Source organism: Thioclava sp. ISO4 (assembly GCF_058105145.1).
Genome location: NZ_CM176571.1, coordinates 2,706,929 through 2,719,405, shown reverse-complemented (window position 1 = coordinate 2,719,405; position 12,477 = coordinate 2,706,929). Strand labels below are relative to the sequence as shown.

The following is a 12,477-nucleotide window of genomic DNA, read 5'->3' as shown; positions in this document are numbered from 1 at the left end:
ATCACATTGACCCCACCGGTCTTTCTCGCGCCCATGGCCGGGATCACCGACCTTCCGTTCCGGCGGATGGTGGCGCGTTTCGGCGCGGGTCTTGTCGTGTCCGAGATGGTGGCCTCGGGAGAGATGCTGACCGCGAAACCCTCGGTGCGCGCGAAAGCGCGGGTCGAAATGGGGCTGGAGCTGCCGACCTCGGTGCAGCTCGCCGGGCGCGAGCCCGAACCGATGGCGGAGGCCGCGAAGATGGTCGCCGACATGGGCGCGCGGATCATCGACATCAATATGGGCTGCCCGGCCAAGAAGGTGACGGGCGGGGCGTCGGGCTCGGCGCTGATGCGCGATCCCGATCATGCGCTGCGGCTGATCGAGGCGACGGTGGGCGCGGTCGACCTGCCGGTGACGCTGAAGATGCGGCTGGGTTGGTGTGACGATACGCATAACGCGGCCGAGATCGCGCGCCGGGCCGAGGCCGCGGGCGTGAAGATGATCGTCGTGCATGGGCGCACGCGGATGCAGTTCTACAAAGACAGCGCCGATTGGGAAGCGATCGCCGAGACGGTCGACGCGGTCTCGATCCCGGTGATCGCCAATGGCGACGTGGTCGATGCGAATTCCGCACGCGCGGCGCTTGCACAATCGGGCGCGGCGGGTGTGATGGTCGGTCGCGGGGCACAGGGTGCGCCGTGGCGGCTGGCTGAAATCGGGCACGAAATCTTTGGATCGCCGAAGCCGCAGGTTCCTTATGGGAATGCGCTTTGCGATTATATTTCAGAGCATTACGAGGCGATCTTGAGTTTCTACGGACGTGATCTCGGGCTGCGTCTCGCGCGCAAGCATCTGGGCTGGTATTGCGAGGCGGCGAATGCGCCGCTGCGCGCCGAGATGATGGTCAGTCAGACGCCGGAGGCGACCTTGTCGCTGATCGAGCGCGCTTTCGGGGAAAGGTGCGCCGCATGAACCTTCCGGCCCCCGGCATTATCTGGACCTCGCTTCCGACCCCGGCTTTGCTGATCGACGGCGACGATTTCGTCGACGAAGTGAACCCGGCCGCCGAACTGTTCCTTAACCTCTCCGCCAAGGCGCTGCGGGGGAAGGCGATCGGCGAAAGGCTCGCGATTTCCGCTCCTTTGGAGGAAATCTTCTACCGGGTCCGGAAGAACCGCGCCTCGCTCTTCGTTAACGATGTCGAGCTGACGACGGGCGAGAAAGCCCCGGTGCAATGCAATCTGCAAGCCGCCCCCGTCGGCGAAGACCCCGACCGGGTGCTGCTGCTGATCGAGCCGCGCGAGCTGGCTGATCGGTTGGGGCGCGCGAGCCTCGTGAAATCGGCGGCGCGCTCGGCCATCGGGATGGCGGAGATGCTGGCCCATGAGATCAAGAACCCGCTCGCCGGGATCGCCGGGGCGGCCCAGCTCCTGAGCATGAACTTGTCCGGCGAAGACCTTGAATTAACAGACCTAATCGTCGACGAGACGCGCCGAATCGTGAAGCTGCTCGAACAGGTCGAACAGTTCGGCAACGTCCGCGCGCCCGAGAAGAAGCCGGTCAATATCCATGACGTGCTCGACCGCGCGCGCAAATCCGCAGGCGTCGGCTTCGGTGCGCATATGACGATCAAGGAGGATTACGATCCCTCGCTGCCGCCGACGCTGGGCGATGCGGATCAATTGACTCAAGTCTTCCTGAACCTGTTGAAGAATGCCGCAGAAGCCTCTGAAGGGAATGGTAATATCAAGATCCGCACCTTCTACGAGCATAGCCTGCGTCTGCGTCGCGCCGATGGATCGGGGCAGCCTCTGCCGCTGCAGATCGAGATCATCGACGACGGCCCCGGCATCCCGCCGGAAATCTCCAACGAGATCTTCGAGCCCTTCGTTTCGGGCCGCGAGAACGGCACGGGGCTTGGCCTCGCGCTCGTCTCGAAGATCATCAATGATCACGACGGCTGGGTCACGCTCGACTCGGTCCCGGGCAAGACCCGGTTTCGCATTTCACTTCCCGTTGCGCCAAAGGAGGCCTGATCCATGGACGGCACCGTACTTGTCGCGGATGACGATCGCACAATCCGCACCGTTCTGACCCAGGCCCTGACCCGTGCGGGCTGCAAGGTTCATGCCACTGCCTCGCTCGTGACGCTGATGCGCTGGGTCGAAGAGGGCAAAGGCGATCTGGTGATCTCGGATGTGATCATGCCCGACGGAAACGGGCTCGAGGCGCTGCCGAAGATCTCCGAGGAACGCCCCGGCCTGCCGGTCATCGTGATCTCGGCGCAGAACACGATCATGACCGCGATCCAGGCGGCCGAGGCCGAGGCGTACGACTATCTGCCCAAGCCGTTCGATCTGCCGGACCTGATGAAGCGCGCGCAAAAGGCGCTGGAACAGAAGCGTCGCAGCCCGACCGCCCCGCGCGAGATCGAAGGCGGCGGCGATGCGGGCGATCTGCCTCTGGTCGGGCGGACGCCGGCGATGCAGGAGCTTTATCGGCTTGTCGCACGGGTGATGAATGCCGATCTCGCGGTGCTGATCGCGGGTGAGAGCGGCACTGGCAAGTCCCTGATCGCGAAGGCTATTCACGACTTCTCCGACCGCCGGACGTTGCCCTTCGTAGTGGCGCAGGCGGGCGATCTGCAGGGCGCGGACGGCCCGGCGGCGCTGGTGGCGAAAGCGAAGGGCGGCTCGCTCGTCTTTGACGAGGTTGGCGATTACGACGATGACACGCAGGCGCGGATCGTGCGGATGCTCGACGCGCTGCCCGATCCCGCGCCGCGGATTATGGCGACGACGCAGATCGACCTCGCGGGGCTGATGGAGGCGGGCAAGTTCCGTCAGGACCTGTTCTACCGGCTGGGCGGCGTGACGCTGAACGTGCCGTCCTTGCGCGAGCGGGTCGAGGATATCCCGCTTCTGGCCGAGCATTTCCTCGCCCGGGCCGAACGCGACGGGCTGGGTCTGCGCCGCTTCACGCCCGAGGCGCTGCAACTCGTGCGCGCCTATTCCTGGCCCGGCAACGTGCGCCAGCTGGAGAACACGATCCGCCGTCTCGCGGTGACTTCGCCCGAGGAAGAGATCACCCGCGCCGAGGCGGAATTCGTGCTGGGCAACCAGCCCGCGATCGAGCCGCTGCGCCAAGGCGGCGAGGGCGAGAAGCTCTCCGCCTCCATCGCGCGCCACCTGCGGCGCTATTTCGACCTTCACGGCGGGACGCTGCCGCCTCCGGGCCTTTACGACCGGATTTTGAAGGAAATGGAGGCGCCGCTGATCGAAATCGCGCTCGATGCGACCGGTGGCAATCAGGCCAGATGTGCCGATCTGCTCGGCATCAACCGCAATACGTTGCGTAAAAAGATCACCGATCTGGATATTCAGGTGACACGCCGTCGCAAACTGATGTAAACCCGCAACAGGGGCCTGTGGCTTTCCGTTCACACGGATTCGCGAGCCACGGTCTGGAATGAGGGGGCATTTGTGCAGGGCAGCACGGCATATCGCTCAGGCTGGGACCGTTTGGCGCGCTTTCGCCGCCAGAAGCGGGTGCGCAACCTGTTCACCTTCGGTTTGGTCGTGCTGGGCCCGGCGCTCGCGATTGCGACCTTTATAGTCCTCGGGCCCTTGGGACAGGGGGCGGACAGCACCGCGCTGCGCCTGATCCTGCTCGCCGATTTCGTCTATTTCCTGCTGCTCGCCGGCCTGATCCTGATGCGGCTGGTGCAGATCATCGCCGCGCGCCGCGCGCATTCCGCCGGGTCGCGACTGACCCTGCGCCTGACGGGCGTTTTCGCGGGCATCGCGCTGGTGCCGACGATCCTCGTTGCGGTCTTCGCGTTCCTCACGGTGAATATCGGTCTCGAGGGCTGGTTCTCGGATCGCGTGCGCTCGGTCGTGGGCACGTCGCTTCAGGCCGCCGAGGCCTATCAGTCCGAGCATAAGCGCGATCTGGTGCAGGACAGCCGGGCGCTCGCGAATTTCCTCAATCTGCGGCGGCAGGCCTCGACTTTCATGTCCGATGGCGAACTGCGCGAATTGCTGATCACCGGGCAGGCGGGCATCCAGCGCGGCGTGAAAGAGGCCTATGTGATCGACGGCACGGGCCGGATCGTCGCGCGGGGTGATCGCTCCTATCTCTTTGATTACGAAGAACCTTCTCCGCGCGATATCGTCGAGGCGCAGAAGGGCGAGACGGTGCTGATCGAGGATTGGCCGAACTCGGAACTGCGCGCGCTGATCCGGCTCGATGCCTTCGTGGACCGCTATCTCTATATCTCGCGCAAGGTGGATGGGCAGATCCTCGCGCTGCTCGACAAGACGCGCGAGACGGTGACGCTCTATCAGCAACTGGAAAGCGCGCGCGGCCGGGTGATCTTCGAATTCGGGCTCGTCTATTTCGGCTTCGCGCTGATCCTGATCCTCGCCGCGGTGTGGATGGGGCTGTGGTTCGCAGAGCGCCTGTCGCGTCCCATCGGGCGGCTTGCCGCCGCGGCGGAGCGCGTCGGGTCGGGCGATCTGGATGCGCGGGTGATCGAGGCCGAGGGCGACGACGAGATCGCGACCTTGGGCGAGGCGTTCAACCGGATGACCGGGCAGTTGAAGGGCCAGCGCATGGCTCTGATCGAGAACCACCGCGAGACCGAGGAACGCCGGCGAATGTTCGATTCCGTGCTGTCCTCGGTGACCTCGGGGGTGATCGGGCTGGATGCGGACGGGCGGATTGACTTCGTGAACCGGGCCGCGATGACCTTGCTGGCGCTCGATAGCGCGCGCGACAATGCCCGCGACCTCTCGACCGCCGTTCCGGAATTCGTCGGGCTTTACAATCGCTTGCAGGACGGTCTTAACGAGGTCGCGCAAGAGGAAATCCGGGTCTCGCGGGGCGGGCGGCTGGAAAGCCTGCTGGTGCGCATGGCGGTGCGGCGCAATGATCTGGGCACGCCCGAGGGCTATGTGGTGGCCTTCGAGGATGTGACCGATCTGGTCTCGGCGCAGCGAATGGCGGCATGGGGCGATGTGGCGCGGCGCATCGCGCATGAGATCAAGAACCCGTTGACGCCAATCCAGCTTTCGGCCGAGCGGATCAAGCGCAAATTCGGCAAGATGACCGAGGGCGAAGATCTCGAGACGCTCAATCAGCTCACCGGCGTGATTGTACGGCAAACCAATGACTTGCGGCGCATTGTTGATGAATTCTCGCGCTTCGCCCGGATGCCGGAACCCGACCGCGCCGATCACGATCTGGCGCAGCTCGTGCGCGACGCCGCGACTCTGCAGCAAGACAGCCTGCATGGCGCGAAGCTGGTGACGGATGTCCCGACCGAGCCGGTAATCGTCGAACTGGACGCCACCATGATTTCGCAAGCGGTGACGAACCTTGTGAAGAATGCAGGCGAAGCAATTGAATCCTATACGGAAAAAGGTGACGTAGAAGAGGGTTTCGTGCCCGAGGTTCGCCTCGATTTGCAGGTCGCGCCCGAGCATGTGACGATCCACATCGCGGATAACGGGATCGGCCTGCCGCCGGACCGCTCGCGGCTGTTCGAGCCTTACGTTACGACGCGCGAGAAAGGCACTGGGCTGGGCCTTCCCATCGTCAAGAAGATCATTGAGGAACATGGTGGAACGCTGACCCTGAGCGACGCGCCCGCCTTTGCAGAGGGCGCCCATCGCGGGGCGCTCGCCGAAATCAGGCTCCCACGCGCCCGAGCAGCGCTCAGAGCCATCAAGGAGAGGGGCGAAGCCCCCGGGGAAGTGACATGAGCGACATTCTGATCGTCGACGACGAGAAAGACATCCGCGAGCTGATCGCCGACATCCTGCGCGACGAAGGCTACAAGACACGGCTCGCGGCGAATTCCAACGAGTGCATGGACGAGATCAACGCGCAGGAACCGGCGCTGATGATCCTCGATATCTGGCTGAAGGACAGCAAGATGGACGGGATCGACATCCTCAAGACGGTCAAGCGCGACAATCCTGACGTGCCGGTCATCATCATCTCGGGCCACGGCAATATCGAGATCGCGGTGGCTGCGATCAAGCAGGGTGCTTACGACTTTATCGAGAAGCCCTTCAACATCGACCAGCTGATGGTGGTGATCTCCCGCGCGATGGAGACGGCGCGGCTGCGACGCGAGAACTCGACGCTGAAGCGCCGCGACATGTCCTCGGGCGAGATGATCGGCGACTCGGCGGCGTACCGGCGGCTGAAGGATCAGCTCGACAAGGTGACCAAGTCCAATGGCCGGGTGATGCTGACGGGCGAGCCGGGTTCGGGCAAGGAGATGGCCGCGCGCTATATCCACCAGTTCTCGACCCGCGCGGCGGGGCCGTTCATCACCGTGAATTCCGCCTCGATCGAACCCGACCGGATGGAAGAGGTCCTCTTCGGGCGCGAAACCCCCGAGCGCGGCGTCGAGAAGGGCCTCTTGGAGCAGGCCCATGGCGGCGTGATCTATTTCGACGAGGTGGCCGAGATGCCGCTCGGCACGCAGTCGAAGATCCTGCGGGTTCTGACCGAGCAGCAATTCCTGCGCGTGGGCGGGGCCGACAAGGTCCGCGTCGATCTGCGGGTGATCTCGTCGACGACCCGCGATCTGATGACGCAGATCCGCGAGGGGCATTTCCGGCAGGAGCTCTACGACCGGCTGAACGTCGTGCCGATCGAGGTGCCGCCGCTCTCGGAGCGGCGCGAGGACGTGCCGCTTCTGGCCGATCATTTCCTGCGCGGCTTCAACGAGACCCAGGGCCTGCCGCTGCGTGAAATCTCTGAAGAGGCCGCGGCGCTGATGCAGACGATGGACTGGCCGGGCAATGTCCGCCAGCTGCGCAACGTGATCGAGCGGGTGCTGATCCTCGGCGAAGGCTCGGGCGCGATCGAGGCGCGCGAGCTGCCCGGTCAGGAAGGCCCGGCGGATGAGGGGCGCATCGTTCTGGGCGGCGCGCTCGCCACGCTGCCTTTGCGCGAGGCGCGCGAGCTGTTCGAGCGCGAATACCTGCTCACCCAGATCAACCGTTTCGGGGGCAACATCTCGCGCACCGCGAATTTCGTCGGCATGGAGCGCTCGGCACTGCATCGCAAACTCAAATCGCTCGGCGTCGTGACCACGAACAAGGCCGGCGCCCGCGTCGCCCAATTCGACGGCGGCGAGGAATAACGAAAAACGCGCGCCTCCGTTCGGGGCGCGCGTCTTGTCTTCGTTTTGGAAGAAATATCCCGGGGTGAGCCCGGAACGGGCGAGGGGCAGAGCCCCTTGTTTTTATTTCTCCGGCAAGAGCCCGCGCGGGCTGAAGCGCAGCACCATCAGCAGGATGATCCCCATCACCAGCATCCGCATATGCGGGGCCGACTGGATTAGGTGATCCTTGAAGCCGCCATCGGGGAAGGGTGCGGCCAGCGCGCCCATGATATCCGGGCCCCAGTCGCCTGCCTTGACCCAGACATACCAGATCAGCACGCCACCCAGGATCGAGCCCCAGTTGTGGCCCGAGCCGCCCACGATCACCATCACGAGGATCAGGAAGGTGTAGCGCAGCGGGTTGTAGGAGGTCGGCGTCATCTGCCCGTCGAGCGAGATCATCATCGCGCCCGCAAGCCCGATCACCGCCGAGCCCAGCACGAAGATCTGCAGGTGGCGGCGGGTGACGTTCTTGCCCATTGCGGCCGCCGAGATCTCGTTGTCGCGGATCGCGCGCATCATCCGGCCCCAGGGCGATTTCAGCGACATCTCGGTCAGCCAGATCAGCGCGAGGATGACGATCACGAACAGGACGAGGAAGGCCAGCTTCACCGCGATGGTGGAGCCCAGCTGCGGATCGAGGCCCCAGCTTTGCATCTGCGCGACGAAATCGGGCGAGTTCTGCAGGTCGATCTCGTAGGGCACCGGCCACGGGCGCGGGATGCCGTTGACGTTCAGCACGCCCCGGTCGAGCCATTGCTCGTTTTTCAGGATCGCGACGATGATCTCCGCGATGCCGAGCGTCGCGATCGCGAGGTAATCCGAGCGCAGGCCGAGGGCGGTCTTGCCGACCAGCCAGGCCGCGCCTGCGGCCAGAACCGCGCCCACGGGCCAGGAGATCAGCGTCGGCAGGCCCAGCCCGCCGAGGTTGCCCTGCGCCGAGGGGTTGATCGCCTCGATCACCTCGACCGCCGGATCGAACAGCCAGCGATAGGTGAAGAAGCCGACGACCAGCACGGCGGTCACGGCGAGGCCGCGCGTCTTGCCGCGCAGATTGCGCCAGATCCAGACCGCCGCGAGCACCGCGACGATGGCCACGAAGAAGGCCGCCATGATGCCCGGACCGCCGCCCGAGAAGGCGCCGGGGGTGGGCGGCATGGAGATCAGCACCGGGGCGAGGCCGCCAAGCGCGAGGAAGCCCATCGCGCCCGCGTTGAACAGGCCCGCATAGCCCCATTGAATGTTCACGCCGAGCGCCATGATCGCCGACAGAAGCCCCATGTTGAGAATGCCGAGCGCCGAGTTCCAGCCCGAGGTGAAGCCCTCGAGCAGGATGAGCGCTGCCATGATGGCGAAGAAGAGGGGCGCACGGATGCGGCTGGTCTCGCCAGCCTGACGATTGCTGCTCATACGATTTTCCCCTTGAAGAGGCCGGTCGGCTTGAAGATCAGGACGAGGATCAGGATCGTGAAGCTGACTGCGTATTTGTAATCGGTGGAGAGAAGCTGAACGAGCCCGTCCGGCTCCCAGCTCGGGACCAGATAGGTCGCGACCTTCTTCCATGCGTAGGTGAGGCCCACTTCCGAGAAGGAGATCACGAAGCCGCCCGCGATCGCGCCCACCGGGTTGCCGATGCCGCCGACGATGGCCGAGGCGAAGATCGGTAGCAGAAGCTGGAAATAGGTGAAGGGTTTGAACGACTTGTCGAGCCCGTAGAGCGTGCCTGCGATGGTCGCGAGCGCGCCGGTGATGATCCAGGTGACCGCCACGACCTTGTTCGGGTCGATGCCCGACAGCAGCGCCAGATCCTCGTTATCGGAAAACGCGCGCATGGATTTACCGGTGCGCGTCTTGCCGAGGAACCAGAACAGGGCGGCCACGGTGATGATCGCGGTGACGACGGTGATCACCTGCGTCGAGCGCAGCGTCAGCGGCTCGTGCAGCCCCGTCATCTCGCGCCATTGCCGGGCGTTGATGACGAAGCGGGTGCCGTCGTCGAAATTGATCTGATCGACGCCGATCAGGAAGCGCGTGAGCGCGTTCATCACGAACATCACGCCGACCGAGACCATGACCATGACCACGGGCGCAGCCCTGACTTTTCGGTAATATTGGTAAACGACCTTGTCCGTGCCGAGCATCAGCGCCGCGGTGACCGCGATGCCGAAGGGCAGGGCGAGAAGGGCGGTCGGCAGCGGGCCGAAGCTGATCCCCATCGCCTGAAAGCCCCAGGTGATCAGGATCACGACCCCGGTGCCGAAGGCCATCGTGTCGCCATGGGCGAAGTTGGAAAACCGCAGGATCGAGTAGATCAGCGTGACCCCGAGCGCGCCGAGCGCAAGCTGCGCACCATAGGCGGTGGCAGGGATGATGACGTAATTGGTGACCGCGACAAGCGCGTTGATGAGTTCCATTGCTCAGCCCCCCAGGAAGGTGCGGCGGACTTCCGGGTCGGCCAGAAGGGCCTCTCCAGTGTCGGTGTATTTATTCGCGCCTTGCACGAGGACATAGCCTTTATCCGCGATCTCAAGGGCTTGGCGGGCGTTCTGCTCGACCATCAGGATCGAGATGCCGCTGCGGGCGACCTCGATGATGCGATCGAAAAGCTCGTCCATCACGATGGGCGAGACGCCCGCGGTGGGCTCGTCGAGCATCAGGAGCTTCGGCTGGGTCATCAGCGCGCGGCCCACGGCCACCTGCTGACGCTGCCCGCCCGACAGCTCGCCCGCGTTCTGGCGACGCTTTTCCTTCAGGATCGGGAACAGGTCGAAGACCTGATCCATCGTGCCCCGGAAATCGTCGTCGCGGATGAAGGCGCCCATCTCGAGGTTTTCCTCGACCGTCATGGTCGGGAAGACGTTGTTCACCTGCGGAACGAAGCCCATACCTTTCTTAACGCGGTCCTGCGGCGAGAGGCCGGTAATGTCCTGCCCGTCGAGCGTGACCTTGCCTTCGCGCAGACCGAGCATGCCGAACACGGCCTTCATCGCGGTGGATTTGCCCGCGCCGTTGGGGCCGACGATCACGGCGATCTCGCCCTTTTCGACGGTCAGCGTGCAGTCGTGCAGGATGTCGGCCTTGCCGTAGCCGCCGGTCATGTTGGAGGCGTTGAGATAGCTCATTGGGCACCCCCTTTGCCGGCTTCATCGCCCAGACCGGGCTGCGCGCCGTGATCTTCATGGGCGGCGGTCTCGGCGGTTTCCTCGGCCTTGACCTTGTTCTTCAGCCCGGTGCCCAGATAGGCCTCGATAACGGCCTCGTTTTCCATGATGTGATCGGCAGACCCCTGAGCCAGCACCTTGCCCTCGGCCATCACGATGACCGGGTCGCAGAGGCGGCCGATGAAATCCATGTCGTGTTCGATCACGCAGAAGGTGTAGCCGCGCTCTTTGTTGAGGCGCACGATGGCGTCGCCGATCGTGTTCAGAAGCGTCCGGTTCACGCCCGCGCCGACCTCGTCGAGGAAGACGATCTTGGCTTCGACCATCATCGTGCGGCCCAGCTCCAGAAGCTTCTTCTGACCGCCCGAGAGGTTGCCTGCTTTCTCGTCCTTGAGATGCGAAATCGTCAGGAAATCAAGGACTTCATCGGCCTTCTTCAGAAGTGCCGCTTCCTCGTCGCGGATGTGTTTTCGCCCGAACCATGTGTTCCAGAGCGTCTCGCCCGCCTGTCCGGTGGGCACCATCATCAGGTTCTCGCGCACCGTGAGCGAGGGAAACTCATGCGCGATCTGGAAGGTGCGCAGCAGTCCCTTGTGGAACAGCTCATGGGGCGCAAGCCCGGTGATGTCCTCGCCATCCATCGTGACACGGCCCGCGGTGGGTTCGTGCACGCCTGCGATGACGTTGAAGAGCGTGGATTTGCCGGCGCCGTTCGGGCCGATCAGCCCGGTGATCGAGCCGGTCGCGATTTCGAGGCTCGCGCCATCGACCGCGCGGAATCCGCCGAAGGATTTGACTAGGTTTTCAACCCGGATCATAGGGTCCCCTGAGTTGTAGGCGTGTTAGCTTCACGCCACATCTTGTTGTTTTATAATTTAAAACAGCCCGGATCGCTCCGGGCTGCCTCAGCTCTGATGACCGATTAGCGGTATTTCACCGTCTCGATCTTGTCATCCTTGATCGTGATTTCGCGGAAGGTGCCCGCGGCTTCGCCATTGCCGATCAGGTTGACGGCGGTCGCGCCTTCATAGTCGACCGGCTTGCCTTCCTTGATCAGGTCGAGCGCCTTGCCCAGCTCGCCGGGATAGATCTTCTCGCCGGGGCCGTTCGCGACTTCCATGACCTTGTCCTTGTAGACTTTCGGGTCGGTGGAATCCGCCGCCTGCATCGCCAGCAGCATCAGAGCCGCCGCGTCATAGGCGCCGCCCGAATAGGCCGACGAGCCGTCGAAGCCGGCTTTCTCGGCCATGCCGAGATAGGTCTTCATGCCGTCGCCCGCCGAGTCGGGAAGCTGGCCGAAGGAGCCGTTGATTTCCGAGCCGAAATTGTCCTCGAGCGTCTGGCTGACCATGCCGTCGGGGAAGACGAACTTCTCGAAGGCGCCGGTGTCGAGCGCGCCGCGCAGGATGCCCGAGCCGCCCTGGTCGATATAGCCGACGATGACGAGCGCGTCGCCACCTGCGGAAGCGAGCGATGCGACTTCAGCGGAGTAGTCGCCCTTGCCGTCTTCGTGCGCGGCCGAGATGGTCACGGTGCCGCCCTTGGCCTTGTAGGCTTTCTCGAAGCTGTCAGCGAGACCCTTGCCGTAGTCGTTGTTGGTGTAGGTCACGGCGACGTTCTTGATGCCCTTCTCGAGGATCTCGTCGGCCATGACTTCGCCCTGACGCGCATCCGACGGAGCGGTGCGGAAGAACAGGCCATCATCCTCGAGCGTCGAAAGTGCCGGCGAGGTCGCCGAGGGCGAGATCATCACGACGCCGTTCGGCATGGCGACGTTCTGCAGGACAGCGGTGGTCGCGCCCGAGCACATTGCGCCCATGATGCCAGCGACCTTGTCGGTGGTGACCAGCGTTTCGCCTGCCGCGGTCGCGGCTGCTGCGTCGACGCAGGTCGAGTCGCCGCGGACTGCGGTCACGGTGTCGCCACCCAGCAGCTTGCCGGAATCGGAGACTTCCTTGATCGCCATCTCGGCACCCTGCGCCATCGGCGGGGCGAGCGATTCAAGCGGACCGGTAAAGCCCAGCAGGACGCCCATCTTCACGTCATCGGCATATGCGCCAGTCGCGCCAAGCGCGATCGCAGCCGAAGCCAGAAGCAGTTTTTTCATGTGTTCACTCCCGTGTTGGAACTCGCGTTCTTGCGCGAGGTTAG

At 64.2% G+C, this 12,477-nt stretch carries 10 protein-coding genes; 5 read left to right on the top strand and 5 right to left on the bottom strand.

Features of this window, described 5'->3' with window-relative positions:
• Positions 1–33: 33 nt before the first annotated feature.
• From dusB to ntrX, 5 genes are all read left to right on the top strand, one after another.
• Entirely contained in the window at positions 34–954 is a 921-nt protein-coding gene (dusB, locus tag AC2TZ7_RS13320) for a tRNA dihydrouridine synthase DusB (protein WP_489866816.1), read from the top strand.
• Positions 951–2,018, top strand: coding sequence for a two-component system sensor histidine kinase NtrB (locus AC2TZ7_RS13315; protein ID WP_098411076.1), 1,068 nt, complete (start codon positions 951–953; stop codon positions 2,016–2,018). Before dusB ends, AC2TZ7_RS13315 begins: the two co-directional genes overlap by 4 nt.
• Positions 2,019–2,021: 3 nt before the next feature.
• A complete protein-coding gene (locus AC2TZ7_RS13310) occupies positions 2,022–3,392 on the top strand; it encodes a response regulator (protein ID WP_078550200.1) in 1,371 nt (456 codons plus the stop codon).
• A 72-nt stretch (positions 3,393–3,464) separates the two neighbouring features.
• Positions 3,465–5,747 (top strand): sensor histidine kinase NtrY-like, encoded by a 2,283-nt coding sequence (locus AC2TZ7_RS13305; RefSeq protein WP_489864600.1) that lies wholly within the window; start codon positions 3,465–3,467, stop codon positions 5,745–5,747.
• Positions 5,744–7,144 carry a nitrogen assimilation response regulator NtrX gene (ntrX, locus tag AC2TZ7_RS13300; RefSeq protein WP_489864599.1) on the top strand — a complete coding sequence of 467 codons (1,401 nt, stop codon included), beginning with the start codon at positions 5,744–5,746 and terminating at the stop codon, positions 7,142–7,144. Before AC2TZ7_RS13305 ends, ntrX begins: the two co-directional genes overlap by 4 nt.
• Positions 7,145–7,246: 102 nt before the next feature.
• Here ntrX and AC2TZ7_RS13295 read toward each other — a convergent pair whose 3' ends face one another.
• The 5 genes from AC2TZ7_RS13295 to AC2TZ7_RS13275 all read right to left on the bottom strand — a co-directional run bounded on the left by AC2TZ7_RS13295 (position 7,247) and on the right by AC2TZ7_RS13275 (position 12,433).
• Positions 7,247–8,575, bottom strand: coding sequence for a branched-chain amino acid ABC transporter permease (locus AC2TZ7_RS13295; protein ID WP_489864598.1), 1,329 nt, complete (start codon positions 8,573–8,575; stop codon positions 7,247–7,249).
• Positions 8,572–9,579, bottom strand: coding sequence for a branched-chain amino acid ABC transporter permease (locus AC2TZ7_RS13290; protein ID WP_489864597.1), 1,008 nt, complete (start codon positions 9,577–9,579; stop codon positions 8,572–8,574). Before AC2TZ7_RS13290 ends, AC2TZ7_RS13295 begins: the two co-directional genes overlap by 4 nt.
• A gap of 3 nt (positions 9,580–9,582) precedes the next feature.
• Positions 9,583–10,287 carry an ABC transporter ATP-binding protein gene (locus tag AC2TZ7_RS13285; RefSeq protein WP_078540796.1) on the bottom strand — a complete coding sequence of 235 codons (705 nt, stop codon included), beginning with the start codon at positions 10,285–10,287 and terminating at the stop codon, positions 9,583–9,585.
• Positions 10,284–11,144 (bottom strand): ABC transporter ATP-binding protein, encoded by an 861-nt coding sequence (locus AC2TZ7_RS13280; RefSeq protein ID WP_078540797.1) that lies wholly within the window; start codon positions 11,142–11,144, stop codon positions 10,284–10,286. Before AC2TZ7_RS13280 ends, AC2TZ7_RS13285 begins: the two co-directional genes overlap by 4 nt.
• A gap of 104 nt (positions 11,145–11,248) precedes the next feature.
• Complete coding sequence (locus AC2TZ7_RS13275) at positions 11,249–12,433, bottom strand: ABC transporter substrate-binding protein (protein ID WP_098411072.1); 1,185 nt, start codon at positions 12,431–12,433, stop codon at positions 11,249–11,251.
• Positions 12,434–12,477: the final 44 nt, after the last annotated feature.

Coding starts and splice junctions, on each gene's coding strand:
- dusB (WP_489866816.1), top strand. CDS start 34: ATGGCCGGGATCACCGACCTTCCGTTCCGGCGGATGGTGGCGCGTTTC.
- AC2TZ7_RS13315 (WP_098411076.1), top strand. CDS start 951: ATGAACCTTCCGGCCCCCGGCATTATCTGGACCTCGCTTCCGACCCCG.
- AC2TZ7_RS13310 (WP_078550200.1), top strand. CDS start 2,022: ATGGACGGCACCGTACTTGTCGCGGATGACGATCGCACAATCCGCACC.
- ntrX (WP_489864599.1), top strand. CDS start 5,744: ATGAGCGACATTCTGATCGTCGACGACGAGAAAGACATCCGCGAGCTG.
- AC2TZ7_RS13295 (WP_489864598.1), bottom strand. CDS start 8,575: ATGAGCAGCAATCGTCAGGCTGGCGAGACCAGCCGCATCCGTGCGCCC.
- AC2TZ7_RS13290 (WP_489864597.1), bottom strand. CDS start 9,579: ATGGAACTCATCAACGCGCTTGTCGCGGTCACCAATTACGTCATCATC.
- AC2TZ7_RS13285 (WP_078540796.1), bottom strand. CDS start 10,287: ATGAGCTATCTCAACGCCTCCAACATGACCGGCGGCTACGGCAAGGCC.
- AC2TZ7_RS13280 (WP_078540797.1), bottom strand. CDS start 11,144: ATGATCCGGGTTGAAAACCTAGTCAAATCCTTCGGCGGATTCCGCGCG.
- AC2TZ7_RS13275 (WP_098411072.1), bottom strand. CDS start 12,433: ATGAAAAAACTGCTTCTGGCTTCGGCTGCGATCGCGCTTGGCGCGACT.